Here is a 25,645-nt window from a genome sequence, read left to right on the forward strand (position 1 = left end):
CCGGTTGACAAGCGCCGGAGCGATTTCTAACTTAACCGGCATGGTGGTTAAAAACAGGTTGGCTGCACCGACGCTCCCTTCAATCCAAGGAGACACAGATGATCGATCGCTTTTCGTTCAGCGTTATCCACACCGTCGCCGGCCGCACGTACGAGGCGAGTACGCTCGGCGCGCTTCGCTGCAAGCGGCTGGCATGGTGCCTCCAGGCAGGTTTGCCGTTCTGACGTCCCCCTCAGTTCAAGGAGAACCACAGATGATCGATCACCTTTCATTCGGCGTTGCACACGTTGGCCGCAGCCGCACCTTCTACGACAGCACGCTTGGCGCACTCGGCTACAAGCGTCTGTATAGCGACGACAACGCGATCGGGTACGGCACGACCGAGCCCGAGCTGTGGTTGCAGCACGCGGCTCGCCCGGTCGTCGCCGATCCCGATTCGGGGTTGCACCTGTCGTTCAAGGCCGCGTCGCCGGTCGAGGTCGATGCGTTCTACCGCGCCGCGCTCGAGCACGGCGGCAAGGACAACGGCGGCCCCGGCAAGCGCGAGCACTACGGCCCGGGCTACTACGCGGCGTTCGTCGTCGACCCCGACGGATATCGGCTCGAAGCGCATTGCGAACTGGACAACGTGGTCTGATCCGCTTCGCACCGCCGCGGACATACGACAAGGGCCCGATTCCGCATCGCGCGGAATCGGGCCCCTGGTTCGAGCTGCCTCGTCGTTCGGGGCGCGCCGCTCGCCGCCGGCATTCATGCCGACGTGGCGGGCAGCATGGCCAGCGCGGGGGGCTGCGTCCTCCAGCCGGCCCGCGTCGCTCACGCGCTCATTGCGCGTGGCGCGTGCTCTGCAACTGCTCGCCGAGCCCGTCGATCCCGAGGCGCACCATCTGGCCGGCCTTCAGGAATACCGGCGACGGCTTGATCCCCATGCCGACGCCCGGTGGCGTACCGGTCGTGATCACGTCGCCCGGCTGCAGCGTCATGCAGGTCGACAGATACGCGATCAGCTGCGCGACGGTGAACACCATCGTGCGCGTGTTGCCGTTCTGATAACGGTGGCCGTCGATTTCGAGCCACAGGTCGAGACGCTGCGGATCGGGTACCTCGTCGCGCGTGACGAGCCACGGGCCGATCGGGCCGAACGTGTCGAAACCCTTGCCCTTGTCCCATTGGCCGCCGCGCTCGATCTGCCATTCGCGCTCGGACACGTCGTTGACGACGCAGTAGCCCGCGACGTAATCGAGCGCGCGCGCTTCGTCGACGTCCTTGCACTTCGCGCCGATCACGACGCCCAGCTCGACTTCCCAGTCGGTCTTGACCGACCCCTTCGGGATGTCGATGCCGTCGTTCGGGCCGCAGATCGAGCTCGTCCACTTGCCGAATACGACCGGCTCCTTCGGCACCGGCATGCCGGCTTCGGCTGCATGATCGGCATAGTTCAGGCCGATGCCGATGAACTTGCCGACGTGACCGACGCACGCGCCGATGCGCGGCTCGCCCGACACGAGCGGCAGCGTGGCCGGATCGATCGCGCGCAGCCGCGCGAGACCCGCGTCGGACAGCACCTCGCCGGCAAGATCCGGCACATGCGCGGACAGGTCGCGAATCCGGCCGGCCGCGTCGAGGATGCCGGGCTTTTCCTGGCCGGGCGGGCCATAGCGAAGCAGTTTCATCGTGCTTAACCTCTGTTGTCGAATGGGACAGGATACCGGCCGACGCGGCCTTTCGCAGCCGCGCGCCGGACTGATTGTCGATTGCACGCGTCGGCGCCGCATGCGGGATGCCGTCGACGCGCGAGGGTCGCGCGGGCGCAGCGATCGCGGCGCCGTACGGAAGTACGGCGCGCATCGAACGGGCGGCCGCCGGTCTGCGCATCGGCGACGACGGCCCGGCATCCGCGACGCGTGCCGGTCCATGCCGGCCGGCTGCACGCGCGGCCGCGCCGTCGCTGGCCCGCAAGCCTTTGTACCATCGGCCGCGCGCCGTGAAATGACGCGCGACGGATACCGACTATTGGTGCGCCTGCCGACGCTGCGGCGCAGCACGCGCCGCACCGGCGTCGGTGGAACGACCATCGTTCGCAGTGGCGCCTGCCATCGGTGCATGAATACTGGCTATTCGGGGTGCCCCTGTCATCGGAAACGTTTGCCCATCCGTTCTTGTCCGGTAATGATCGGTAAAAAGACGCTGCATTGCACACTGTATGTTTATTGCTAAGCTCATACGGATGGCTTTCATTGCCATCCGCGGGCCCGCCCTATACGCGTGCAGAACCGGCCAGCGTGCGTCGCCAACCGATCGACGGTAATCCCCCAACCTCACACCGACAATGCAGACAACCAACGACCCGCTTCCCGGCAGCGACGCACGGGAATCGATGGCCGCTATCGACCGCTATCGCGCACCCGCGCTCGACAAGGGCCTCGATATTCTCGAACTCCTGTCCGAGCAGAAGGAAGGACTCACCCGCACCGAAATCACGAAGGAACTCGGCCGTAACGCGAGCGAGATCTACCGGATGCTCGAACGCCTCGTCGCACGCCGCTACGTGATGCGTTCGACCGGCGGCGACCGCTATACGCTCAGCCTCAAGTTGTTCGCGCTTGCGCACCGGCATCCACCGATGAACCGGCTGATCGCCGAAGCGCTGCCGCCGATGCAGCGCTTCGCCGATGCCGCCGAGCAATCGTGCCACCTGTCCGTCTACGATCGCGGCAACCTGCTCGTGATCGCGCAAGTGGACGGGCCTGGCCCGTGGGGCGTGTCGGTCCGGCTCGGCTCGCGCGTCGGGCTCGCCGATACCGCGTCGGGACGCACGCTGCTGGCGTTCCAGGGCCCCGAGCAACGCGCGCACATGCTGGCCGAGCACCGCAAGGTCAAGGGCGAAACGCCGCTGAACGAGCAGGAGCTCGCGAATGCATGCCAGTCGATCCGGCAGTCCGGCTACCTGCGCCAGGACAGCCGCCAGGCCTACGGCGTGACCGACCTGACCGTGCCGATCCTCGGGCCCGCCGGCCATGCGATGGCCGTGCTGACGTGTCCGTACATGCGACGGATCGATGCGCACATGGCGCCGACCGTCGACGTGGTCGTCGACGCACTGCGCGACACGGCCGCCCATCTGTCGATGTGCCGCACCGAGACCTGCTGACGCGCGGGTTCGCCGCCAACGCGCACCGGGCATCGCGCAGCGGCGCCGGGTGCGATTGCGCACGACGCCCGCGCGGTGCCCGATGCGCGATGTCGCATCGGGCAGCCGCGGCGCTACGCTAGAATAGCGGCCCTCTCAAACACTACGGCGGCCGGTTGTCGCGGCCGTCGTGTCCGATGGATGTCATGGCCAAACTTCTGAACGATCAAGAATTCCAGCGTTTCTCCGAACTTCAGCAGAAGCAGGCAAGCTTCACGATCACGCCCGAGGAAGCGGACGAACTGCGCGATATCGTCGCGCGCGCGCAGAAGAAGCGCGACGATCGTGCCGCCGCAATGCAGGCGATCGAGAACTACATCGAGCAGTTCGACATCACGCCTGACGAACTCTTCTCGCCCGAGCAGATCGGCGACGCGGCGCGCACCTACGGGCTGATCACGGCGACCAAGAAGGAACGCACGCTGCCGCCGTCGATCACGTTCAACGGCAAGCCGTACCAGTGGACCAAGACGCTTCCGGACGACGTGCGCGGCGCACTGTTCGACGCGTTCACGTCCGGCGAGTCGGTCAAGCGCTTCATCGCGATGCCGAAAGACGCCGCGCGCTGTGCGCTGACGATCGCCCGCCTCGAGCGCGAAACCGGTGCCGTCTATGCCGATCCACACCTCGAGGAACTCGCGATTTCGCGTGATCAGGTGAACGACGCGGCGTCGAAACTCGCTGCGTGAATGTGATCGTGGGCACGCTTCCTGCGTGCCCACACCCGCGCGTCACGCCGGCATTGGCCGGCGCGGCGCCCGCGGCAGGCGTGCGTTCGCATGCTCCCGAAAAAGCTCACCTCGGCATCCCGCAAGCGCTCACCGCAGCCTCCCGTAAAGTCTCACCGAAGGCTCCTGGAGACGCTTACTGACGCCTCCCGAACATCCTCACCGATCGCTCCCGCAAGTGCTCACCGAGGTGTCCCGGAAAGGCTCACCGGCCTTTCCCGCAGGCGCTCATCGGCCGTTCCCGGGAAAGCTCACCGAACGCTCCCGTATCGGCTCACCGCGCTGTCCCGGAAAAGCTCACTCGCCGCTCCCGAAAAGTCTCACCTTCGTGATGGCTTTGCATGTGCGAAGCCGGAATAGGGCCACGAATGCGTGCAAGCACATCGCTTGAAACGGTTGCGCAGGGCGAATTTCGCAGCACGCTGGCGCGCCTCTGCCGACATGATGCGGGCTTCACGATATCGCCTCGACCGGCAGGTTCGCCACGTCGGCGAGCGCTTCATGCCGGATACTGGTTTCAACTCCTTTGCATTCCTGAGTGACCGTGCGGCATGGCGAGACATTGCAGCATCGACGCCATGCGTTACCTTCGCAACGTGGGACCACAGACTGACGCCTACGGCTGCAACTTCATCCTGAACCCGACGACGCCCGGCTCCTCCGTCGTCGATACCGCAAACCCGCACGATTTCGCGAGCGAAATCATCGCCGTATTCTCGCGCAACGCCTCGCCGACCATCCACGCGGTGCCGCGCGAGCGTGCGTAGTCGATGATGCGCATCATCATCAGCCGGCCGAGCCCCTTGCCCTTTTGGTCGGGCCGTACCGCGATCGCGAACTCCGCCGTCTCGTTGTCGGGATCGGCGACCGCGCGCGCCACCGCGAGCGTGTGGTCGCGCCCCGACACGTCGGTAAACGACACGATGAACGCCATCTCGCGGTCGTAGTCGATCTGCGTCATGCGCGCCACCTGCGAATGATCGAAGCTGCGCACCGCGCCGAAGAAACGCATCCGCAGATCTTCCGGCGTCATCGCACCGAGCAGCTCGTTGTGTGCGGCCTCGTCCTCCGGACGGATCGGACGGATCGTCACCGTCTCGCCATGCCACTCGAGCGTCTGCTCGAGGTGCCGCGGATACGGCATGATCGCGAGCCGGCTGCGCCCTGCAGCCAACGTGATGCGCGGCGCGACGACCCATGCGCGGTCGGACAGCACGCGCAGCGTGACCGACATCGCAACGACTTCGCGCACGTCGCAAACGACCTGCGACAGCGCCGTCAGCGCGTCGAGCGTCGGCTCGACGGGCGTGCTGCGCGCATACGGCGAGCGCTCCATCACCGCGCGGGCGAGCACGGTGTTCAGCGGCGGCAGACCGTAGACGACGAACGGCGCCGATACGCCATCCGCCGGCGGCACGGCGTAGCGAAACACCGGACCGAAGTTCGAATCGTCATACATGTCGACCGTGATATCGACGACCTTCTTGCCGGCCGGCTCGCTGGATTGCTCGCCCCGCAGACCGAAATGGGACAGCCAGCGCAGCGCGGCTTCGCCGGCCAGTTCATGCTGCCCGGCTTCGACCATGCGGCGCGCGTCGGCCTGGGCGGACGCCACGCATTCGGCCGGCTGCGGCGGCGTGCCCTCCGGCGTCTGCATCAGCAGCTGGCGCCCGAGGTTGTAGTCGACGAGACGCGCATACGCACGTGCGAGCCGCTGCGGCGTCGTGTGCACCGGAATACCGTTCGCGTGCAGCGCATCGCGTGTCGCCGCATCGACCGCGCCGAAGAAACACGCGAGGATGCCGCGATGCGCGTACTGCCGCGAATCGATCAGCGTGCGCGCGACCAGGTCGGCCGGCGCACTGTGTGAAGTGGAATGAACGACGAACAGCGTGCCCGTCTGCGGAAACGGGGCGAGCGCCTTGATCGCCGCGGCAAAGTGTTCGGGGCGTGCATCGTCGCCCAGCGTGAGCGGATTGCCCGGCGCCGCGAGATGCGGCAGCGCGGCCGCGACGGCCGACGTGGCCGCGGGCGACCAGTCGGTCAGCACGTCGCGCACCTCGGCCACCGCATCGACCGCGAGTTTCGCCACGCCCGCATCGCTGGTCACGAGCGTCGCCGCCCCCCGTGCGGTGACGCGGCCCACGCCGAGCGTCTCGATTTCGTCGAGCAGGTCGTCGAGCGCATCGACGCGCACCATGCCCGCGCGCTGGAACGCCGCCGTGTAGAGCGCATCGCCGGGATCGGCACGGCCGGTACGTAACGCGAGCACCGGCTTGTTGCGTGCGGCCGCGCGCGCCGCCGACATGAACTTGCGCGCCGCGCGCACGGTATCGAGCTCGAGCAGGATCGCGCGCGTGCCGGGATCGCTCGCCAGATAGTCGAGGACGTCACCCGCATCGACGTCCGATTCGCCGCCGAGCGCGACGACATGCGAAAAGCCGAGGCCCCGCGCATGGGCCCAGCCGAGCACCGCGTTCGTCAGCGCATTCGATTGCGATACCCATGCAACGCCGCCCGATCGCGCCGTATACGCAGGCGCGCCGAAATGCGCATGCCGCGCCGGCGACAACACGCCGAGGCTGCCGGGCCCGACGATACGGAGCACGAACGGCTTCGCCGCCTTCAGCGTGCGATCGACCGCGGCGCGATCGGCATCGGTGCGCGCCTCGCCGACGATCACCGCGACCCGCGTGCCCAGCTCACCGAGCTTGCGCACGATGCCGGCCCAGGTCGCGGGTGGCGTGCAGATCACGGCAACCGACGGCGGCGCGGGCAACCGGTCGACATCCGAGACGACCGCATGCCCGTCCAGCTCGCGATATTTCGGATTGACCGGCCAGACAGGCCCCTGGAACGCGCCGTCGAGCACACGCGACCACACCATCGCGCCGATACTGCCCGCGCGCGACGACGCGCCGACGACCGCAACGGACTTGGGCTGGAACAACGCATCGAGATGGCGAACGGTCACATCGGCTCCCTGCGGTGGCGAAAGACGACACGATCGGCATGCGGCCACGCGGGCCGTGCGCCGATCGACGCGAACCCCAAGCATAGGCGAAGCGCCTGCGACTGCCTATATGCCGAACGGCCGACTATTCGACGGACGTCAACGCTCGCATCATGGATCTGCAACACATGCGGCCCGGCATCGCAGCGCCGCTCGCACGATGCAGGCAACGCGGCACGATGCTGCAGTCGCGCGCTCAAAGGTGAGGTTTTACAGGAGCCATGGTGAGTATCTTCGGGAATCGCACGACATACCGCGCCAACACGCGAAAGGTGATGAAAGTCCGCGTCGCGCATGCACCGCGAAAATGGCGAATGCCAATGCGCGTGCATTGCGCCATTACGCGCCTGTTTACGGAAATTCCCCGCAATATGCAGTCGGATCGCGGCGAATTCGCAAAACGGGATCCGTTCATTGCGCGACATTGCACTTCAATTCGCGACGGAAAATCGCATGGCGACCGCCCAAAAACAAAACGGTGCGAAGGCCGCATGGCCGTTCGCACCGTCAGTCGATACGCGAAAGGTGAGGATTTTCGGGAGTCAGTCCTTGATCAGGAAACGTCCGCGATTCTTGCCGAGCCATGCCGGCGCCCGCCCGCGACCACTCCAGGTTTCGCCCGTCTTCGGGTTCAGGTACTTCGGCGGCAAGGTCCGCTTGGGCTTCGTGGCGGCAGCGGCTGCGCCCGATCCTGCCGGGCGAAAACCGAGTTCTTCCGGCGTAATGTCGTATTCGTCGATTTTCGCGCGGATTTCGGCAATCGCGTCGGCAATCGCCTTTTCACGTTCCTTGTCGATCTTTTGCTGAAGCCGTTCGAGCTGTGCGGACAGTTGCCTGTAGGTCGCCATATGGATGGGACTCCGTGAGTGTTATTCGTGAAAAATAGGTAACACCAAGCAAACAGAAAAGCGCTTCGCCCGATCGTGGTCTCCTCAGCCGGTCATTTCGGGATCAATAACCGCTCTTCTTCTTGCACGCGAAGAGAAGATTTCGCACGGCGTCATCCGTCGATTGCTGGATCACGTCGAAATCTCCGTTGCACATGGCCCGGGCATTGTCCGTGCAATTGCTCCAGTCGCTGCCGGTGCATTGCACCTGAGTGGTCGGGCGCCCGTCCGAAGTGAACAGCGGAGCACCGCCACCGCACCCGCCGAGCCCTGCAACCAGAGCCAACATCACGGCCGCCCGAGGCCACCGACAGACCGACGCAAGCATGTGTTTCATTATGGTTCCCGTCAACCTTTTTTTGAATGTCGCGAGTATGCCATGGGCGGCCCGTCGAGCGTCAGTCCGGCGCGCGGTCGGGTTGTCCGCGCGCCTTGTACGGCAAGCGCTTGCGCGGATCGTCGGTGATGCGAATGAACACCTGCTCGACGTCCGGAATTGCCTCGAATTCACGTTGCAACGCCTGGCGATCGACGCTCGTATCCGCACATCCTTCGACGTAGATGAAACGTCGCTGCACGGTAATCCACAGGCTCGTGCCGCGCAGACGATCGGAGCCCGCGAAGTGCGCCTTCGCCGCATCGGCGATCGACGCGTCGTACATATACGAGTTCGGCTTCGTGCAGCGATGGGCGAGCCAGCAGGTCGTGCCGCGTTCGGCGCGGTAGTGCGCATCGTCCGTCATCTCCGCGCGCGTCATCCACGGGCCGAGCGGCAACGGGCATTCGGCGACGTCCTGCGACAGCGCGACGAACGGGTCGTTGTACCAGTTGCGCCGCGCGTCGGCCGTGTCGGCGTCGCCGGCCTGCGCGAATGCGGAGCTCGCCAGCAACATGGTCAGCCACCCTGCGATGCCGATCCGCTTCATCGTGATCTATATGAACGCGTCCCGTTTGCAACAGTTTTCGTGTGTTCAGACAGACAGGATGGGCTGCAGCTCTATATCCGGCCTTGTTGCAGCCAGTACTGCCGCTGCGGGCCCCTATGAAATTCGCTGACTCGCGCCTCATTCTCCTGGCGAGCTCGAAGCTCTTACCACGATTCAGGTTTAGCGAGTCCCGGTCCTACCTGGCTTGTCATCACACTCGATTCCTGCGCAACCTTTCGACGTTCACCCAGTGTTAAACGTTGATCTTCAACGTGGCATTCACCGATCAGGCCGGCTTCACGCTCACGTAACCCTTTTGGTACGGCCGGTCATGGGCCAGTACAGCCCAGATCGTCCGTGCCATCTTGTTGGCCAGTGCGACGATCACCACATTCGGCGGTCGCCGCTTCTTCATCTGCTCGATCCACTCACCGGGCTCTTTCGCATGCGTCAGCACGCTTCGTGCCCCGTGAATCAGTAGCGTGCGCAGATACATGTCGCCCCTCTTGCTGATCCCGTGTAAGTTCACCTTACCGCCCGAGCCGGTCTGCTTCGGCACTAACCCGGCCCACGCCGCGAACTCTCGTCCCGAGCTGAACGCCTTCGGGTCGCCCATCATTGCTACCGCTGCGGTGGCCGTCAGCAAACCTACGCCCGGTATCTCGCTAATCGCCTTCACCGCCTTGTCTTCCTTCTTCCATTCGCGCATCCGGCGTTCGATTTCCGCGATCTGCTCGTCGAGCTTTGCCAACCCGTTCCATTGCTCGCGCAACGTATCGATTAGCGCCGCTGGCAAGCGCTCCGCGATTCGGCCAAGCACGGCCGGTATTTCCTTGTCCAGCTTCGCCCGCCCCTTGCTCATTACCTCCCCGTATTCCGTCAGCAAACCTCGCAATCCGTTGACCTGCATCGTGCGGAACTTCACCAACTGCTCGCGCATCCGGTGCAGTGCTACCATCGCCTGCTGCATCTCGGTCTTCACCGCCACCGGCTTGCCGGGTTGCTGTACCGCCAGCCAGATCGCCCGTGCGTCCGCCGCATCGTTCTTGTTGCGGATGTTGAACGCCTTCACGAACTCGGCCGGCATCAGCCTGACCTCGTGACCCATCTGCGTCAATTGCCGCGCCCAATGGTGGGCTCCGCCACACGCTTCCATCCCGATAAGACAGGCCGCGCGGTTCGCGAAGAACTCAAGGAATTTCGCCCGCTTGATTGCCTTATTCACGATCCCGCCGGTTTCCCTATCAACGTAGTGCACTTGGAAAACCTGCTTGGCGACGTCGACTCCTACGGCCATACTGTTCATCGTGGATCCTCCGGTTGCCGGGAAATGCGTGCATTTTCCACTTGGGCACATCGATGCCGTTGGCCCGTGAGGGTCCACCCCTTTTTCTGCTCTCACGTTCACGGGTGGGACGCGTTCATTTCAATTCTCCTGTTCGATGCGTTACATCGGGCCGCATCGGCATCGCCGATCGGCCTATCGGTCGATGCCGAGCGCCGCCAGTTTCTTGTACAGCGTCGCGCGACCGATGCCGATGCGCGCGGCCGCTTCGACGACCTTCCCGTCACAGGCCGCGAGTGCGTCGGTCAGGAACTGACGCTCCCACGCCGCCAGCGCATCGGCATACGAGGCGGCCGGCGCACCGGATGCCGTCGACGCATCGTCCGCGTGCTGTTCGGCCGGCACCACGCCACCCTGCTGCGCCGGCGCCGCGCCGTCCGGCGAGATCCGCACCGGCCCGAGAAACGGCGCGAGCGCGCGCGCATCGATCACCGAACGGTCCGACAGCATCAGCGCGCGTTCGAGCGTATTGCGCAACTCGCGCACGTTGCCGGGCCACGGATACGCGCACAGCATCCGCAGCGCATCGTCGGTCAGCTCGCAGTGCGCGGCGCGTCCGTGCTGGGCCGCCAGCTCCTCGAGCGTCGCATAAACCAGCGCCGCGATGTCGGATGCGCGTTCGCGCAGCGGCGGTGCATGGATCGTCAGCACGTTCAGCCGGTAATAGAGATCCGCGCGAAAACGCCCGGCCGTCACCAGCGCCGGCAGGTCGGCCGACGTGGCGGCGATGATGCGCACGTCCGCGCGCACGATCCGGTTCGAGCCGACCGGCTCGAACTCCTTGTCCTGCAGCACGCGCAGCAGCTTGCCCTGCAACGGCAGCGGCATGTCGCCGATCTCGTCGAGAAACAGCGTGCCGCGATCGGCCAGCTCGAACTTGCCGACGCGTCCCTTCCGATCGGCACCGGTGTACGCGCCCGGCGCCGCGCCGAAGAATTCGGTTTCGAGCAGCGTGTCGGGAATCGCGGCGACGTTGACGGTCACGAGCGGCTGGAGCGCACGCGCCGACGCCGCGTGAATCGCATGGGCGAGCAACTCCTTGCCGGTGCCCGTCTCGCCGAGCAGCAGCACCGGCGAATCGACCTGCGCGGCGCGGCGCGCCTGGCGCTTGGTCTCGAGGCTCGCGGCACTCGTGCCGACGAAGCTCGCGAACGTGTATTTCGCGCGGCGCGCCTGGGCGAGCGAGCGCTGCGTCGCGATCAGTTGCTGCTGAAGCTGCGCGTAGCGGGAAAAAATCGGCGTGAGCGTCTTCAACTGGTCGAACAGCGCGAAGCCGATCGCGCCGACCGTCTCGCCGGCTTCGTTCTTCAACGGCAGGCGCGTGACGACGAGCGGCTCGCGGCCCGTCTCCATGATGTCGAGCAGGATCGGCTGCCCGGTCGACACCACCTCCCGCATCAGGCTGTTCGGGATCACGGCCTCGCAGTCGAGGCCGACGGCCTGCTGCGGATCGGCGAAACCGAAGCGCGCCGCGTAACGCTCGTTCATCCACACGACGCGCGCGTCGCGATCGACGACCACCGTGCCCGCACTCGAATCCTCGAAAGTCCGGAACAGCGACTCGGCGGCGCGCCGCAGCACGTCGCCGTAGTTGACGGGCAGGCGCGCCCAGTCGTTCATCATCGTGTCTTCGTCTCCGTGTATCGTCGACCGGATGTCTCCGGAACGAGACGGATTATCTCACTATGGAGACACGTCGCAATGCGTTGTCCGGGAATGCCCTGCACGATTTCGACGGGTGACCGGATGGCCGAAACGTCTCCGGATGGAGACGTTTTATGTAGAATCGTCAGACTTGCGCCGGCGCGGGCCCGCCGGCCGCCGGCGGACCCATGTCCGGCGGCGCAATCCGGCCGATGGCACGAAACCTGCACGAACCTGAGCCGGTCCGCGGCGCGTCGCGCGATCGAACAACAACCAAAGCCATTAGGAGACTCCCTTGTCTTTCGTGATCGTCCTCGCCGCGCTGGCGTTCCTGATGTTCGCCGCGTATCGCGGCTACAGCGTGATCCTGTTCGCGCCGATCGCCGCGCTCGGCGCGGTGCTCCTGACCGAACCCGCCGCCGTCGCACCGGTCTTCTCCGGCATCTTCATGGAGAAGATGGTCGGCTTCGTCAAACTGTACTTCCCGGTCTTCATGCTCGGCGCCGTGTTCGGCAAGGTGATCGAACTGTCCGGGTTCTCCGAATCGATCGTCCATGCGGCGATCCGCTACATCGGCCGCTCGCGCGCGAATGCGGTGATCGTCGCGGTGTGCGCGCTGCTCACCTATGGCGGTGTCTCGCTGTTCGTCGTGGTGTTCGCGGTCTATCCGTTCGCGGCCGAACTCTATCGCCAGAGCAACATCCCGAAACGACTGATGCCCGGCGCGATCGCCCTCGGCGCGTTCTCGTTCACGATGGATTCGCTGCCCGGCACGCCGCAGATCCAGAACATCATCCCGACCACGTTCTTCAAGACGACCGCCTGGGCCGCGCCCGCGCTCGGTACGATCGGCTCGCTGTTCATCATCGTCGTCGGCCTCACGTATCTCGAATGGCGCCGCCGTTCGGCGATGGCGAAGGGCGAAGGCTACGGCACGTCGCTCGTCAACGAGCCGGAACGCGTCGAGGCGAAGGCGCTGCCCCATCCCGCGCTGGCGATCCTGCCGCTGATCCTCGTCGGCGTGTCGAACTTCGCGTTCACGAAGCTGATCCCGCAGTGGTACGGTGCCGCGTCGTACACGGTCGCGCCGGACGTGCTGCCCGGCGTGCACGCGCCGGTCACGACGTCGATCAAGACCGTCGTCGCGATCTGGTCGGTCGAGGCTGCGCTGCTGCTCGGTATCGTGCTGGTCGTGCTGACGGCATTCAAGCGTGTCAGCGACCGCTTCGCGGCCGGCTCCAAGGCCGCCGTCGCCGGCGCGCTGCTCGCCGCGATGAACACCGCGTCGGAATACGGCTTCGGCGGCGTGATCGCCGCGCTGCCGGGCTTCCTCGTCGTCAGCGATGCGTTGAAGAGCATCCCGAACCCGCTCGTCAACGCTGCCGTGTCGGTCAGCTCGCTCGCCGGCATCACGGGCTCGGCGTCCGGCGGCATGAGCATCGCGCTCGCCGCGATGTCGGACCTGTTCATCAAGGGCGCACAGGCGGCCAACATCCCGATGGACGTACTGCACCGGGTCGTCGCGATGGCGAGCGGCGGCATGGACACGCTCCCGCACAACGGCGCGGTCATCACGCTGCTCGCGGTCACGGGCCTCACGCACCGCGAGTCGTATCGCGACATCTTCGCGGTCACCGTCATCAAGACGCTCGCGGTGTTCTTCGTGATCGCCGTCTACTACGCCACGGGGCTCGTGTAAGCCCTGGCATCGAGGCGGCGTTCGTCCGTCGCCGTCCGCATCGCGTTTCAGGATCGGACCGCATGCGCACCGGAACGGATTCCGGAATGCGCATCCGGTCCGATTTCATTTCCCTGCCCGGCCAATCAGGTCCAATCCACGCCACCGTGCCCGCGCGCGCGTGGGGCCGCCCGGCCGCATTGCGCGGCCCCGCCGCCATCCGCCGATTGTTGCCGGGAACAAAACACTGCGTTGGGCGCGATCGCATTTTTCACACCTCCGCCCGGGCCTACACTGGTTTCAATGTCGCCTGGCGCTTCGACGAACGAAGCGCTGCGATTCACCGGAATCGTGGAGGTCCCGATCATGAAGCGCCTGATCCCTGCCGTCGCCATCGCCCTGGCCGTCTCGGCCCCGTTTGCCGCGCAAGCCCAGTCGAACCAGCCGCTCACGCGCGCGCAGGTCCACGCCGAAGTCAAGGCGCTCAAGCAGGCCGGCTTCCAGTCGAGCGACTGGTTCTATCCGGCCAGCATCATGTCCGCCGAAGCGAAGATCGCCCGCCAGCACGACGCCGGATACGGCAGCGACCGCGGCGCGTCGTCGCAGTCGGGCCGGTAACGGAACGTCCGGCCCGCTCGACGATGCGCTCGCGCGTCGTTACGCCTTCACGGGCTGGATCAGCTTCGCGCACGCCGCCGCCTGCGGATCGCCGGCCGGCAGCTTCCCGCACACGCCGTCGAACTGCTTGACGACCGACTTGACCGACGCATCGTGCGCGCCGCTGGCGCGCCAGCGGTTCAGTTGCGTGACGACCTTGGTCAGCGCGCGCAGGTTCGCGCCGTAGAACGCGTCGCGGGTCTTGTCGGCCTGCGCGAGCACACTGGCGGCAATTCCTTCGATGCGCGCCGCATCGTTCGGCGCCAGTTCAACCGCATTCGCGAAGTAAGTCGCGCCCCAGCGCAGCTTCGTCGCCGGCCCGTTCGCCGAGTCGTACGCCTTGCGATACCAGTCGAGTGCCGCCGCCTTGTCGCCGCGCGCCTTCGCGTTCGCGGCCAACCCCGACATGAAATAGTACGGCGTGGACGAACGCGGCAGCTCGGCCTTCAGCAACGCATCCGATTCGTCGTACAAGCCGGCGTCGGTCAGCGTGTCCGCGCCTTCACTGACGAGCGCCTGCCGCTCGTACGCGTTCGCCGCGCCCTGCACCGACGCGGCGATCTGCTTGCGCGCGGTGTCGGCCAGCGCCGGTGCCGCAGCCGGCGTGCCCTTGCGCGCATCGCCGCGCGCGAGCAACACGCGGCCGTGCAGCGCCATCAGCCGGTCGATCGACGACAGCGTGGTGTCGGTCGACAGGCGCGCCAGCGCCGTGTCGTACGCGCCGCGCAATTTCGTGCGCTGCGCGTCGTCGCCGCCGAGATACGCGACCACGCGCGCAGGGGCCGCGACCAGCACGTCCGAATCGGCCCGCGACAGCGCGGCATCGTGCAGCACCGTGCGCAGCGAATCGGCCAGCGCGGCCTTGTCGAGCGCACCGGCCTGCGTCGGGTCGTCCGACGCGGCGACCACCGCCGACTTCAGCGCGAAGCGCGCCGCTTCGGCTTTCGCCCCGGCCGCCCGTGCGCGTTGCGCGAGCGACTGCAGCGTCTGCGCGACACGATCGGCCGGCACCGGCAGCGCACCGTCGGTATCCCATGAATAGTCGGCCAGCAGGCGCCATTCGTCCGGCGTCAGCGACGCGCCGTTCTTCAGCGCCGTCGCGAGCGTCTGCCGCACCGGGTGCGCGGCCGTCATCCCGAGCGACAGCGCCTGCATGTAGCGGTCGAGATCGGCTTCGCCCGGCAGCCGCGTCACTTCGGTGCCGTCGGGGCGGAACAGGATCATCGTCGGATAGCCGTGCACCTTGAAACGCTCGCCGAGCTTCTGCGCGCTCTCGGTATCGCCGTCGAGATACACGGGCACGAAGAACGACGAGCGCGTCTTGAAGGCCTGCTGACTGAAGATCGTCGACTTCACCTGGTTGCACGACGGACACCATACCGCGCCCCAGTACAGCAGCAGCGGCTTGCCCTCGCGCTTCGCGAGCGCGAATGCGGCGTCGACGTCGCCGTGTTGCCACGCGATGCCGGGCGGCAGATGCGCACCGTCGGGCGATGCGTTCGCCACCGGGGCGCCCGCGGGCGCGGCAGCGGCAAGCGCCGCACCGGCGGCGGCGAACAGGCAGGCGGCGGTGAGATTGCGAAGAACGGTTTTCATCGAAGCGGGTTCCGTTGAACAAGACGGTTTCAGGGAGATGCCGCGCACGCAACGAGGGCCGTGAAGCGATGACGACGAGGCCGGCCGACCTGCAGCGCCGCGCATGCATCGATACGGAAAAGCGAAGCCGGCCGCGGCGACCGGCAAATCGTTCGACGATACGACGGGTACAGCCGAAGGAAAACGAACGAATTCTCGATTGAATATGACGCGCGGCATCACGGCCGCGTGTGCCGTCACGTCCGCAGCGGCCGGCCCTTCACGGCCGCGCCTTGAGCCGGGCCATGTGATACACGGACGCATGCACGCCGTCGCGCAACGCGTAATCCGGCGATTCGCCCTCGATGCGGAAACCGTGTTTCTCGTAGAGCGCGATCGCCGCGCGGTTGTCGGTAAACACGGTCAGCTCGAGACGCGTGATGTTCAGCCAGTTCTCCGCGAGATCGATCGCGGCCGCGAGCAACCGGCCGCCGATGCCGCGCCCGTGACGCGCCGCGTCGACCATCATGCCGAGCGCCGCCGCGTGGCGCCGGCGCGGATTCGGCTCGGGATGCAGACCGAGATGGCCGACCACCGTGCCGTCGATTTCGGCGACGAGGCTCACGCCGTGCTCGCGCACGTTGTCGAGCCGCTTCCGCCATTTTTCGAGCGACGGAAACGGCTGCTGCAACGTATTCATGTACACCGCGGGATGCGCGGCGATCTGCCGGATCGCGTCGACGTCGTGCGTCTCGCTGTGCCGGATCGTGATATCGGTCATGGGTGGGCCGGTTCCGAAAAGTCGCGCCGAACGCGCGGACTGCGCAGGCGCGCAGCAACGCATCGAGCTTAGCCGATTTCACGCATTTGAAACACGGGTGTCACGCCGTTGCACGTCAGGTTGCATCCGCAACCAAGCGCGCTCGCGCGATCCGCGCCCATCCGGAAAATTCTGACCGGTCACGCGTGCGGCGATCGGTAATTTCTTACCGTTTTCGATCTCGCATCGCGCTCGAACGAATCGTTGCGCACGCAACGTCACGTGCGCGACATGCGATGTCATTTCTTCATCACGCCTGCGTCATGTCGCGTCCCTAGACTGGGCGCCGCCCCAGCCCGGCATGCGCCGGCCCGGTGTGTGCCGACTCCTGCCCCGCGCACCACGAGCGCACGGCGCGTAGGATCGCGACGGCGGCCGCGGCAGCCGCGCGACGTCGCGCATCGGGCGATGCGCGCACCGCCGCAACAGGCGTCCGATGCGCCCAACGCGCACGCATCGCCGGTCGTTCCGGCGCGAGACGACGCCCGGGCACCGTCAGACGAACGCACGAACGCTCCCACCCTCACAGGATCCGAACGCCATGACGTCACGCCGCAAATTCCTTCAGCAAACCGCCGGTTCCGGCCTCGCCGCCGCCGCGCTGTCCGCGTTTCCGCCAAGCATCCGCCGCGCGCTCGCGATTCCCGCCTTCCACGAAACGGGGACCATCCAGGACGTCAAGCACGTCGTGCTGCTGATGATGGAGAACCGTGCGTTCGACAGCTACTTCGGCACGTTCAAGGGCGTGCGCGGCTACGGCGACCGCTTCGCGGTGCCGTCGCCGAACGGCCGCGACGTGTTCTACCAGGCGTACACGAAGGCGACGCCCGCCGCGACCGTGACGCCGTATCACCTCGACGCGCGCCAGGGCAACGCGCAGCGCGCGGGCGGCACGCCGCACACGTGGGCCGATGCGCAGGCCGCGTGGGACCACGGCCGGATGAACCGCTGGCCCGACGCGAAGACGCCGCTGTCGATGGGCTACTACGACGCGGCCGAGGTGCCGTTCCAGCGCGCGCTCGCCGATGCGTTCACGCTGTGCGACCACTACCACTGCGGGATGCACACGGGCACGATCGCGAACCGCCTGTTCTACTGGAGCGGCACCAACGGCCCGAACGGCATCAGCCCGGCCGACGGCAACCGCGTGAAGATCGCCGCGCTGAACAACCAGTTCAACGGCGGCAACGACATCGGCCCGTCGAGCCAGGGCTGGACCTGGACGACCTATGCCGACCGGCTGCAACAGGCCGGCGTGAACTGGAAGGTCTACCAGAGCCTGATCGACAACTTCGGCTGCAACGAGATGATGAGCTTCCGCCACTGGCGCGCGGCGATCGAGCAGATGCCGGCCGCGCGCCGGCCCACGTACGTCGCGTCGACCGACATCACGCAGCCGGTGACGGCGGCCGGCGCGTTCTACGATCCGGCGATCGACGACCCGCTGAGCCCGCTCGCGAAGGGCTTCGGCAACACGATGCCGTACGGCTTTCTCGAGACGTTCCGCGACGACATCCGCAACGGCAAGCTGCCGGAAGTGTCGTGGATCATCCCGCCGTCCGCGTACAGCGAACACCCGGGGCCGTCGAGCCCCGCGCAGGGCGGCTGGTACGTGCAGGCCGTGCTCGACGCGCTGACGGCGAACCCGGAGGTCTGGAGCAAGACCGTGCTGCTGGTCAACTACGACGAGAACGACGGTTTCTTCGACCACATGCCGTCGCCGGCCGTGCCGTCGCGCAACCCCGACGGCACGCTCGCGGGCGGCCATACGCTGTCGGCCGCCGACGTCGCGGTCGAATACCACGACTTCACGCCGGCCACGTCGAGCCAGCCGGCCGTCGACGGCCGTCCGTACGGCCCGGGCCCGCGCGTGCCGATGTGGATCGTGTCGCCGTGGAGCCGCGGCGGCTGGGTCAACTCGCAGGTGTTCGACCACACGTCGACGCTGCGCTTCCTCGAGAAGCGCTTCGGCGTCGCGGAGCCGCAGATCAGCGCGTACCGCCGCGCGGTGTGCGGCGACCTGACGAGCGCGTTCAACTTCCGCACGCCGAACAACGAGCCGCTGCCGACGCTCGCGGGCCGTACGACGAAAAGCCAGGTCGACGCGCTGAGCGCCGCGCAGCAAACCGCGCCGAAGATCGTGCCGCCCGCCACGCCCGCGCTGCCGACGCAGGCGACCGGCGTGCGCCCGTCGCGCGCGTTGCCGTACGAACTGCACGCGAGCGCGCGCACCGATGCCGGCGCCGGCACGGTCACGCTGAAGTTCGCGAACACCGGCCACGCCGCCGCCGTGTTTCACGTCTACGACAAGCTGCACCTCGACCGGCTGCCGCAGCGCTACGTCGTCGAGCCGGGCAAGACGCTGCACGGCGACTGGGCCGCGCGCGCCGACAATGGCGGCAAATATGACCTGTGGGTGCTCGGCCCGAACGGCTATCACCGCCGCTTCACCGGCGACCTGAGCCGTCTGGCCGGCGCGCGTGCGCCGCACCCCGAAGTGCGCGTCGGCTATGCGGGCGCGAGCGGCAACCTCCATCTGCGGCTGCGCAACGACGGCGGCGGCACGGTGCGCTTCACGGTGAAATCGAACCAGGTCTACGGGCCGCTGTCCGGGCGCGGCGGAAACGACGACCGCGGCAACGGTCATGGCCACGGCACCGACAACGCCACCGGCCACGGCACCGGCACCACCTGGACCGTCACGGTGCGCGCCGGCGACCAGTCCGAGCTGCACTGGAAGCTCGACTCGACCGGCCATTGGTACGACTTCATCGTCACCGCCGACAGCGACGCGAGCTTCTCGCGCCGCGTGGCCGGCCGCGTGGAAACCGGCCGCCACTCGGTGAGCGACCCGGCAATGGGGCTCGCCGACCGCTTCTGACGCCGCCGCGGCGACGCGCGGCGCAGCGCGTGTCGCCACCCGCGCCGGCGTAGCCGCGAACGCCGGTCGGGCACCGGTTTCACCTGGTGCCCGATCCGGCTGAGACGCCCGCCCGGCGCGGCTCAAACATCAGAGGGATCGGTGGTGCAGCCCTCATTTCACCCCCACGAAAATGCTCCGTGTCGCGGCCCGTTCGCGTTAAACTGCGTCAAGCCGTATTCAACAAAGACATCTTTGCCGCTCCGGCATCCACGACACGATACGAGGATAGGTTCGATGCGCACTACCGGCTCATCCGGGGCAATGACCCTGCTCACCGAACACGACCCGGCCGACGGCCGCGAACTGCGCTCGCTCCGGCTCGAAGCGACCGGCGACGGCAAGAGCGTGCTGCTGATCGAGATCGACGAACGCAAGCCCGGCATCCATCGCGAGGTCCGCTACGAGATCACGCCGGCCGAACTGATCGCCGCGATCCGCTCGCACGGCGCCGAGCTGCCCGGCGAAAACCATGGCGCCGCCTCGCTCGCCCGCACGCCTTCCTGATTCCGGACGGTGAGCCGCGTGCCACGCGCCGGCTCACCGACATCCCCCTGCCGCCGTCAGGCGCTTTCCGTCATTCCCGCCGCTGCCTTGAAAAAGGCCGATAATCGGCCCATCTGCATTTCCTGCCCACGCGTTTCCTTTTCGGCCAGCCGTCATGCTCCGTGACCTCGTCGCCCAGTACGGGCCGCTTCTCGTGTTCGCCAACGTGCTCGCGGCGGCCATCGGCCTGCCGGTGCCCGCGATGCCGACGCTCGTGCTGTTCGGCGCGATGTCCGCGATGCATCCGGCGATGATCGGCTCGCAGCTCGTGACGGTCGTGGCGCTGTCCGTGCTCGGCGCGCTGATCGGCGACACGGTCTGGTACGTCGCCGGGCGGCGTTACGGCGGCACGACGCTGAAGACGATCTGCCGGCTGTCGCTGTCGCGCGATACCTGCGTGAAAAAGACCGAGCGCTTCTTCGGCCGCTACGGCGTGCGCGTGCTCGCGGTCGCGCGCTTCATTCCGGGGTTGTCGCTGGTGTCGGTGCCGATGGCCGGTGCGCTCGGCACGCGCTACCGCACGTTCGCCGGCTACGACGCGCTCGGCGCCGCGCTGTGGACGATCGTCGGGCTGATGGCCGGCCTCGTGTTCTACCGGCAGATCGACTGGCTGTTCGCCGGCGCGAGCCGCCTCGGCCGTGCGGTGCTGCTGGTGATCGTCGCGCTGCTCGCCGTCTATGCGGCCGTGCGGTGGATGCGCCGCCGCGCGCTGATCCGCCAGCTCGCGAACGCGCGGATCGGCGTCGACGAGCTCGACGTGCTGCTGCGCGACACTGCCGCCCCGGTGGTGCTCGACGTCCGCTCGCCCGAGCACCGCAAGCTCGACCCGTTCACGATTCCCGGTGCACAGTTCGCCGACGAACGCCAGATCGGCGACATCGTCGCGCGCTATCCGCTCACGCAGAAGTTCGTCGTCTATTGCTCGTGCCCGAACGAAGTGACGGCCGCGCTGATGGCGAAGCGCCTGCTCGATGCAGGCTTCACCGATGCGCTCGCGCTGCGCGGCGGCCTCGACGCATGGCGCGACACGGGCCGCCAGCTCACGTCGCTCGTGGAAGAAACGCCCGCCGCGAACGATGCCGTAGCGGGATGGCACAAGCCGGCCTGATCGCACCGATCGCGGGCCCGCCGCACCGGGTCCGGACAGGGGGCGTTGCGCCCCCTTCGCATCAGAACGCGTGCAGCGGCAGGTTCACGACCAGACGGTATTCCTTGTTGGTCGCGTCCGAGTAGTGGGACGAGCCGTTGTGCCACATCGCGATGAACGTGACCTTCGTGTCCTTCAGCTTGCCGCTCTGGAACGTGTACGACGGGATGAAGCCGAACTCGTGGTGACGGCCCTGCACCGGCGCGCCGTTGCTCCAGTAGATGCTCGACTTGCTCGGGTCGTTCGCCGCACCCGCGCTGCCGTCCGCGCCCCAGCCCGTCACGCCCCACACCATCGCCTTGAAGCCCGGCAGGCCCGCTTCCTTGCCGTAGAACGTGTAACGCAGCTGCAGCGACTTTTCGTGCGGCGCGTTGTAGTCGACGTCCATCGAGTTGGTCAGGAAGATGCCGTTCGTTTCGTTCAGGTAGTCGAAGAACTGGTCGCCGAGCACCTGCTGGAAGCCGAGCAGCAGCTCGTGCGGGCCGTGCTGCGCGGCCACCGACAGGCTGTACGCGTTGTTGTTGATCTTGCCCTGCAGCGCATCGCCCGTGTCGTGCGTCGAGTAGACGTTGCCGAAGCCGGTCCACTTGATCGTCTGCGGGCTGCCGATGCTGTGCTTCACCGACGCGTAGTACTGGTGCCACACGTCGTCGGCCTGGTTCGCGTACAGCGCGACTTCGCCGTTCGGCGAGTAGTCCCACGTGCCGCCGACGTAGGTCAGGCGATTGACGCGCGTGCCGCCGTATTGCGTCGTCAGGTTGGTGAGCGTCGTATGACCGCGCGCGTCGGTCTTCGTGAAGCTGCCGGCCTCGAGCATCACGTTCTTGAATTCATTGCTGACGATCGTCGCGCCGAGGAACGTCGGCGGCAGCGCACGGTTGTCGTGCTGCTCCATGAACGGGTTGTCGACGGCCTGCAGACCGTACTTGACCACCGTGTTCGAGATGCGCGCCTTCACGTCGTAGATGCCCGGGTACGCCCATGCAAGCTGGTTCGACCCGCCGCCGCCCTTCGCCACGTGCACCATGTTGCCCGCGCCCGCGCCGCCGTCGAGTTTCAGGCCCGCGTACAGCGACGCGTCCACGCCGAAGCCGATCAGGCCCGCCGTATAGCCGGACTCGAAGTTCGCCATCACGCCCTGGACCCACGCATGGCGGTGCGGCCCGCCCTTGTTGTCGAGGATGTCCGAATAGTTGCGGAACAGGAAGTCGAGATGGCTGTCGGCGATGAAGCCCTTCGATTTCGACTGCGCCGACGGCTCGTCGGGCGGCGTGACGGCCTGGGTCGCCTCGGCGTTGACAATGGCGTTCTGGGTCGGCGCCTGCGCAACGGCCGTGCCCGTACCGGCGGCCGGTGCGGCCTGCGCGACCGTCAGCGGCACCGCGTCGTCCGCGTGCGCGACACCCGTCAGCGAGACGCCGGCGAGCGCCGGCAGTCCCCATGCAAGCAGCATCTTCGATGCCGTCCCGATCGTCTTCTGCTTTTTCATCATCATTCTCGTCTTGTGTTGATATCGTCCACGCCGGTTGCGATCCGCTTCCAGCCCCCCGGCGAGCCCGGCTAAGGACGCGCCTGTACCCGCAGCGCGAAGATCGTTCGCGCCGCACCTACCCCTGTTGACCTGCCTTGGTTATGTTTGCTGCGTCACTTCACATCACGCCGCGCCCGCGCGGATGCACGCGACGCGCGCCGCCGAGCCGTGCCGTACTTCCGGCAGCGGCACGTCCTGCGCGCACGCGTCGATCGCGACCGGGCAGCGCGTGCGGAACGCGCAGCCGGACGGCGGGTTGAGCGGCGAGGGCATCTCGCCCGCCAGCAGCATCGGACGGCGAGCACGCTCGCGCGCCGGCTCCGGCGTCGGCGCCGCATCGAGCAGCGCCTTCGTGTACGGGTGTTGCGGCACGCCGTACACGTCCTGCCGCGTGCCGAACTCCATCACGCGGCCGAGATACATCACGAGCACGCGCTGGCTGATGGCCTTCACCACCGCCAGGTCGTGCGCGACGAACAGATAGGACAACGACAGTTCACGCTGAAGATCGCGCAGCAGGTTCACGATCTGCGCCTGGATCGACACGTCGAGCGCCGATACGGGTTCGTCGCAGATCACGAGCTTCGGCTCGCCGATCAGCGCACGCGCGATGCCGACGCGCTGGCACTGCCCGCCGGAAAATTCATGCGGATAACGCAGCAGGTGATGCGCGTTCAGGCCGACGCGTTCGAGCATCGTGACCACGCGGCGGCGCACTTCGGTGCGGCCGAGGCCGGCGTGATGCGTGACGAGCGGCTCCGCGACGACCTGCTCGATCGTCATGCGCGGGTCGAGCGACGCGAGCGGATCCTGGAAGATCATCTGCACTTCGCGCCGCATCGCGGTGCCGCGCAGGTGATCGGGCGCGACGGCCTGGCCGCGCCATTTCACGGTGCCGGCCGTCATCGGCACGAGGCCGATCAATGCGCGCGCCAGCGTCGACTTCCCGCAGCCCGACTCGCCGACGAGCCCGACCGTCTCGCCGCGCTTCACGTCGAACGACACACCGTCGACTGCGCGCAGCGTGCCCTTCGGCGACCACGGATAGCCGCCGAGCGGCACGCGGAAATGCACCTTCAAGTTCTCGACGGACAGCAGCGTGTCGTCCGTCGCGCCGGCTGGGCGGCGTTCATCGACGCTCATCGCAGACCTCCCGTCAGATCGGCCACCGGGCGGTGGCACGCGCGCACCGCGCCCGCGGCGCCATAGGTTTCGAGCGCCGGGCGCGCGGCGCCGCAGCGTTCTTCCGCATACGTGCAGCGCTTCGCGAACGCGCAGCCGGCCGGCGCGGTGCCGGGCATCGGCGGGTTGCCGGGAATCGCGACGAGCGGCGCATCGTCCGCATCGGTCAGCCGCGGCAGCGCGTTGAGCAGGCCGATCGTGTACGGATGCGACGGCGCCGCGAAAATGGAGTCGGCCGGCGCGTATTCGACGGTGCGGCCCGCGTACATGACCATCACGTCGTCCGCGAGGCCGGCGACCACGCCCATGTCGTGCGTGATCAGCACGATCGCGGTGCCGCGCTCGCGGTTCAGCTCGCGCAGCAGGTCGATGATCTGCGCCTGCACGGTCACGTCGAGCGCGGTGGTCGGCTCGTCGGCGATCAGGATTTCCGGCTCGGACAGCAGCGCCATCGCGATCATCACGCGCTGCCGCATGCCGCCCGAGAACTCGTGCGGATACATGCGGATGCGGCGCGCCGCGTCGGGAATGCGCACCGATTCGAGCGCGTCGATCGCGCGCTTCGTGGCTTCCTTGCGCGACAGCCTGCGATGCAGCTGCAGCGTCTCGGTCATCTGCCGCTCGATCGTCAGGAACGGATTGAGCGACGTCATCGGATCCTGGAAGATCATCGCGATGCGGTCGCCGCGCACGGCGTTCAATGCGCGCGTATCCATCTCGAGCAGGTTGTCGCCGCGGTAGCGCGCGGTGCCGGTCGTCGTGCCGTTGCCGGCCAGCAGGCCGAGCAGCGCCATCACGGTCTGGCTCTTGCCCGAGCCCGATTCGCCGACGATGCCGAGCGTCTTGCCGGCTTCGAGCGAGAACGACACGCCGTTCACGGCGTCGATCGGCGGCGCATCCTTGCGCGTGAAGCGCACGCCGAGATTTTCCACTTCCAATAGAGCTGCCATCTTCAGCGATCCTTCGGGTCGAGCGCGTCACGCAGGCCGTCGCCGACGAAGTTCACGCAGTAGAGCGTCACGCACAGCATGACGGCCGGGGCCAGCAGCAGCCACGGCATCGATTCCAGTTTCTGCGCGCCGTCCTGGATCAGCACGCCCCAGCTCGTCATCGGTTCCTGCACGCCGAGGCCGAGGAACGACAGCACCGATTCGGTCAGCACGATGTTCGGCACCGAGACCGTCGCGTACACGACGACCACGCCGAGCAGGTTCGGCACGACGTGGCGCAGCACGATCGACCCCGGCGACACGCCGATCGCGCGCGCCGCGTCGACGAACTCGCGATTGCGCAGCGACAGCGTCTGGCCGCGCACGACGCGCGCCATGTCGATCCACGAGAACGCGCTGATGGTCAGCACGACCAGCATGAACGAGCGGCCGAACAGGGTCATCATCAGGATCGCGATCAGCAGGTACGGGATCGCGTACATCATGTCGACGACGCGCATCATCACGGAGTCGACGCGGCCGCCCGCGAAGCCCGCGGTCGCGCCCCACGCGACGCCGAACAGGCCCGACACGAGCGTGCCGAGCAGGCCGACCTCGATCGAGACGCGGCCGCCGATCAGCGTGCGCACGAGCAGGTCGCGGCCGAGCTCGTCGGTGCCGAACCAGTGCTGGTTCGCCCAGGTCGGCGGCAGGCTGATCGCGCCCCAGTCGCTCGCGGCGGGATCGGCCGCGAGCAGCCACGGGCCGACGAAGCACGCGAGCGTGATCAGCGCGAGCAGCACGAGGCTGAACACGGCCGCGCGGTTGTGAAGGAAGCGCGCGAACGCCAGCTCGAGCGGCGAGCGCGAACGCGGCGGCGAATCGGTCTGCACGGGCAGGCCGACGACGGGAGTGGTCGGAGTCATC

General features: G+C 67.2%; 22 protein-coding genes. 9 read left to right on the forward strand and 13 right to left on the reverse strand.

Annotation, left to right across the window (positions count from 1 at the left end; translation table 11 throughout):
* The first annotated feature begins 98 nt into the window (after positions 1-98).
* Together DTA15_RS38940 and DTA15_RS04435 are read left to right on the forward strand one after the other, a co-directional pair.
* Positions 99-224, forward strand: a complete 126-nt coding sequence (locus DTA15_RS38940; RefSeq protein WP_006494357.1) for a hypothetical protein — start codon at positions 99-101, stop codon at positions 222-224.
* A gap of 29 nt (positions 225-253) precedes the next feature.
* Complete coding sequence (locus DTA15_RS04435) at positions 254-637, forward strand: VOC family protein (RefSeq protein WP_006481651.1); 384 nt, start codon at positions 254-256, stop codon at positions 635-637.
* A 187-nt stretch (positions 638-824) separates the two neighbouring features.
* Here the strand turns inward: DTA15_RS04435 and DTA15_RS04440 are convergent, their stop codons facing one another.
* Positions 825-1,673, reverse strand: a complete 849-nt coding sequence (locus tag DTA15_RS04440; RefSeq protein WP_006481667.1) for an ureidoglycolate lyase — start codon at positions 1,671-1,673, stop codon at positions 825-827.
* Positions 1,674-2,329: 656 nt separating this feature from the next.
* On the opposite strand from DTA15_RS04440, the gene DTA15_RS04450 reads away from it, so the two are divergent.
* Both DTA15_RS04450 and DTA15_RS04455 read left to right on the forward strand, forming a co-directional pair.
* Positions 2,330-3,151 carry an IclR family transcriptional regulator gene (locus tag DTA15_RS04450; RefSeq protein WP_006490143.1) on the forward strand — a complete coding sequence of 274 codons (822 nt, stop codon included), beginning with the start codon at positions 2,330-2,332 and terminating at the stop codon, positions 3,149-3,151.
* A 176-nt stretch (positions 3,152-3,327) separates the two neighbouring features.
* Positions 3,328-3,879, forward strand: a complete 552-nt coding sequence (locus tag DTA15_RS04455) for a hypothetical protein (RefSeq protein WP_034178622.1) — start codon at positions 3,328-3,330, stop codon at positions 3,877-3,879.
* 655 nt (positions 3,880-4,534) lie between these two features.
* On the opposite strand, the gene DTA15_RS04460 is transcribed toward DTA15_RS04455, so the two are convergent.
* The 6 genes from DTA15_RS04460 to DTA15_RS04485 all read right to left on the reverse strand — a co-directional run bounded on the left by DTA15_RS04460 (position 4,535) and on the right by DTA15_RS04485 (position 11,712).
* Positions 4,535-6,892 (reverse strand): GNAT family N-acetyltransferase, encoded by a 2,358-nt coding sequence (locus tag DTA15_RS04460; RefSeq protein ID WP_006490150.1) that lies wholly within the window; start codon positions 6,890-6,892, stop codon positions 4,535-4,537.
* 581 nt (positions 6,893-7,473) lie between these two features.
* Complete coding sequence (locus DTA15_RS04465) at positions 7,474-7,779, reverse strand: H-NS histone family protein (protein WP_006490176.1); 306 nt, start codon at positions 7,777-7,779, stop codon at positions 7,474-7,476.
* A 103-nt stretch (positions 7,780-7,882) separates the two neighbouring features.
* Positions 7,883-8,155 carry a hypothetical protein gene (locus tag DTA15_RS04470; RefSeq protein ID WP_012493616.1) on the reverse strand — a complete coding sequence of 91 codons (273 nt, stop codon included), beginning with the start codon at positions 8,153-8,155 and terminating at the stop codon, positions 7,883-7,885.
* Positions 8,156-8,216: 61 nt separating this feature from the next.
* Positions 8,217-8,744 (reverse strand): BON domain-containing protein, encoded by a 528-nt coding sequence (locus tag DTA15_RS04475; RefSeq protein ID WP_006490158.1) that lies wholly within the window; start codon positions 8,742-8,744, stop codon positions 8,217-8,219.
* 286 nt (positions 8,745-9,030) lie between these two features.
* Positions 9,031-10,050 (reverse strand): IS110-like element ISBcen5 family transposase, encoded by a 1,020-nt coding sequence (locus DTA15_RS04480; RefSeq protein ID WP_012493617.1) that lies wholly within the window; start codon positions 10,048-10,050, stop codon positions 9,031-9,033.
* A 174-nt stretch (positions 10,051-10,224) separates the two neighbouring features.
* Positions 10,225-11,712, reverse strand: coding sequence for a sigma-54 interaction domain-containing protein (locus DTA15_RS04485; protein ID WP_006490161.1), 1,488 nt, complete (start codon positions 11,710-11,712; stop codon positions 10,225-10,227).
* A gap of 316 nt (positions 11,713-12,028) precedes the next feature.
* Between DTA15_RS04485 and DTA15_RS04490 the strand changes: the two genes are divergently transcribed.
* Together DTA15_RS04490 and DTA15_RS04495 are read left to right on the forward strand one after the other, a co-directional pair.
* Entirely contained in the window at positions 12,029-13,432 is a 1,404-nt protein-coding gene (locus DTA15_RS04490) for a GntP family permease (RefSeq protein WP_006490148.1), read from the forward strand.
* Between the two features lie 345 nt (positions 13,433-13,777).
* A complete protein-coding gene (locus DTA15_RS04495) occupies positions 13,778-14,029 on the forward strand; it encodes a DUF4148 domain-containing protein (protein ID WP_006490126.1) in 252 nt (83 codons plus the stop codon).
* A 39-nt stretch (positions 14,030-14,068) separates the two neighbouring features.
* On the opposite strand, the gene DTA15_RS04500 is transcribed toward DTA15_RS04495, so the two are convergent.
* Both DTA15_RS04500 and DTA15_RS04505 read right to left on the reverse strand, forming a co-directional pair.
* The gene (locus DTA15_RS04500) at positions 14,069-15,664 is read right to left on the reverse strand and encodes a thioredoxin family protein (protein ID WP_012493618.1); all 1,596 of its coding nucleotides are present in this window, start codon (positions 15,662-15,664) and stop codon (positions 14,069-14,071) included.
* A gap of 259 nt (positions 15,665-15,923) precedes the next feature.
* Positions 15,924-16,424, reverse strand: a complete 501-nt coding sequence (locus DTA15_RS04505) for a GNAT family N-acetyltransferase (RefSeq protein WP_006490146.1) — start codon at positions 16,422-16,424, stop codon at positions 15,924-15,926.
* Between the two features lie 580 nt (positions 16,425-17,004).
* Between DTA15_RS04505 and DTA15_RS04515 the strand changes: the two genes are divergently transcribed.
* The 3 genes from DTA15_RS04515 (at position 17,005) to DTA15_RS04525 (ending at position 21,037) form a co-directional block, all read left to right on the forward strand.
* The gene (locus DTA15_RS04515) at positions 17,005-19,344 is read left to right on the forward strand and encodes a phosphocholine-specific phospholipase C (RefSeq protein WP_006490133.1); all 2,340 of its coding nucleotides are present in this window, start codon (positions 17,005-17,007) and stop codon (positions 19,342-19,344) included.
* 276 nt (positions 19,345-19,620) lie between these two features.
* Positions 19,621-19,890, forward strand: coding sequence for a hypothetical protein (locus DTA15_RS04520; RefSeq protein WP_012493620.1), 270 nt, complete (start codon positions 19,621-19,623; stop codon positions 19,888-19,890).
* A 154-nt stretch (positions 19,891-20,044) separates the two neighbouring features.
* A complete protein-coding gene (locus DTA15_RS04525; protein ID WP_006490157.1) occupies positions 20,045-21,037 on the forward strand; it encodes a DedA family protein/thiosulfate sulfurtransferase GlpE in 993 nt (330 codons plus the stop codon).
* A 61-nt stretch (positions 21,038-21,098) separates the two neighbouring features.
* On the opposite strand, the gene DTA15_RS04530 is transcribed toward DTA15_RS04525, so the two are convergent.
* The 4 genes from DTA15_RS04530 to DTA15_RS04545 form a co-directional block, all read right to left on the reverse strand.
* A complete protein-coding gene (locus tag DTA15_RS04530; RefSeq protein ID WP_034178623.1) occupies positions 21,099-22,565 on the reverse strand; it encodes an OprD family porin in 1,467 nt (488 codons plus the stop codon).
* Positions 22,566-22,730: 165 nt separating this feature from the next.
* Positions 22,731-23,750 carry an ABC transporter ATP-binding protein gene (locus DTA15_RS04535; RefSeq protein WP_006490168.1) on the reverse strand — a complete coding sequence of 340 codons (1,020 nt, stop codon included), beginning with the start codon at positions 23,748-23,750 and terminating at the stop codon, positions 22,731-22,733.
* Positions 23,747-24,739 (reverse strand): ABC transporter ATP-binding protein, encoded by a 993-nt coding sequence (locus tag DTA15_RS04540; protein ID WP_006490178.1) that lies wholly within the window; start codon positions 24,737-24,739, stop codon positions 23,747-23,749. Before DTA15_RS04540 ends, DTA15_RS04535 begins: the two co-directional genes overlap by 4 nt.
* A gap of 2 nt (positions 24,740-24,741) precedes the next feature.
* Entirely contained in the window at positions 24,742-25,644 is a 903-nt protein-coding gene (locus DTA15_RS04545; RefSeq protein WP_006490122.1) for an ABC transporter permease, read from the reverse strand.
* Position 25,645 lies beyond the last annotated feature (1 nt).

Origin of the sequence: Burkholderia cenocepacia (genome assembly GCF_900446215.1) — a bacterium.
GTDB classification, from domain to species: Bacteria; Pseudomonadota; Gammaproteobacteria; order Burkholderiales; family Burkholderiaceae; genus Burkholderia; species Burkholderia cenocepacia.

Coding starts and splice junctions, on each gene's coding strand:
- DTA15_RS38940 (WP_006494357.1), top strand. CDS start 99: ATGATCGATCGCTTTTCGTTCAGCGTTATCCACACCGTCGCCGGCCGC.
- DTA15_RS04435 (WP_006481651.1), top strand. CDS start 254: ATGATCGATCACCTTTCATTCGGCGTTGCACACGTTGGCCGCAGCCGC.
- DTA15_RS04440 (WP_006481667.1), bottom strand. CDS start 1,673: ATGAAACTGCTTCGCTATGGCCCGCCCGGCCAGGAAAAGCCCGGCATC.
- DTA15_RS04450 (WP_006490143.1), top strand. CDS start 2,330: ATGCAGACAACCAACGACCCGCTTCCCGGCAGCGACGCACGGGAATCG.
- DTA15_RS04455 (WP_034178622.1), top strand. CDS start 3,328: ATGGATGTCATGGCCAAACTTCTGAACGATCAAGAATTCCAGCGTTTC.
- DTA15_RS04465 (WP_006490176.1), bottom strand. CDS start 7,779: ATGGCGACCTACAGGCAACTGTCCGCACAGCTCGAACGGCTTCAGCAA.
- DTA15_RS04470 (WP_012493616.1), bottom strand. CDS start 8,155: ATGAAACACATGCTTGCGTCGGTCTGTCGGTGGCCTCGGGCGGCCGTG.
- DTA15_RS04475 (WP_006490158.1), bottom strand. CDS start 8,744: ATGAAGCGGATCGGCATCGCAGGGTGGCTGACCATGTTGCTGGCGAGC.
- DTA15_RS04480 (WP_012493617.1), bottom strand. CDS start 10,050: ATGAACAGTATGGCCGTAGGAGTCGACGTCGCCAAGCAGGTTTTCCAA.
- DTA15_RS04485 (WP_006490161.1), bottom strand. CDS start 11,712: ATGATGAACGACTGGGCGCGCCTGCCCGTCAACTACGGCGACGTGCTG.
- DTA15_RS04495 (WP_006490126.1), top strand. CDS start 13,778: ATGAAGCGCCTGATCCCTGCCGTCGCCATCGCCCTGGCCGTCTCGGCC.
- DTA15_RS04500 (WP_012493618.1), bottom strand. CDS start 15,664: ATGAAAACCGTTCTTCGCAATCTCACCGCCGCCTGCCTGTTCGCCGCC.
- DTA15_RS04505 (WP_006490146.1), bottom strand. CDS start 16,424: ATGACCGATATCACGATCCGGCACAGCGAGACGCACGACGTCGACGCG.
- DTA15_RS04515 (WP_006490133.1), top strand. CDS start 17,005: ATGACGTCACGCCGCAAATTCCTTCAGCAAACCGCCGGTTCCGGCCTC.
- DTA15_RS04520 (WP_012493620.1), top strand. CDS start 19,621: ATGCGCACTACCGGCTCATCCGGGGCAATGACCCTGCTCACCGAACAC.
- DTA15_RS04525 (WP_006490157.1), top strand. CDS start 20,045: ATGCTCCGTGACCTCGTCGCCCAGTACGGGCCGCTTCTCGTGTTCGCC.
- DTA15_RS04530 (WP_034178623.1), bottom strand. CDS start 22,565: ATGAAAAAGCAGAAGACGATCGGGACGGCATCGAAGATGCTGCTTGCA.
- DTA15_RS04535 (WP_006490168.1), bottom strand. CDS start 23,750: ATGAGCGTCGATGAACGCCGCCCAGCCGGCGCGACGGACGACACGCTG.
- DTA15_RS04540 (WP_006490178.1), bottom strand. CDS start 24,739: ATGGCAGCTCTATTGGAAGTGGAAAATCTCGGCGTGCGCTTCACGCGC.
- DTA15_RS04545 (WP_006490122.1), bottom strand. CDS start 25,644: ATGACTCCGACCACTCCCGTCGTCGGCCTGCCCGTGCAGACCGATTCG.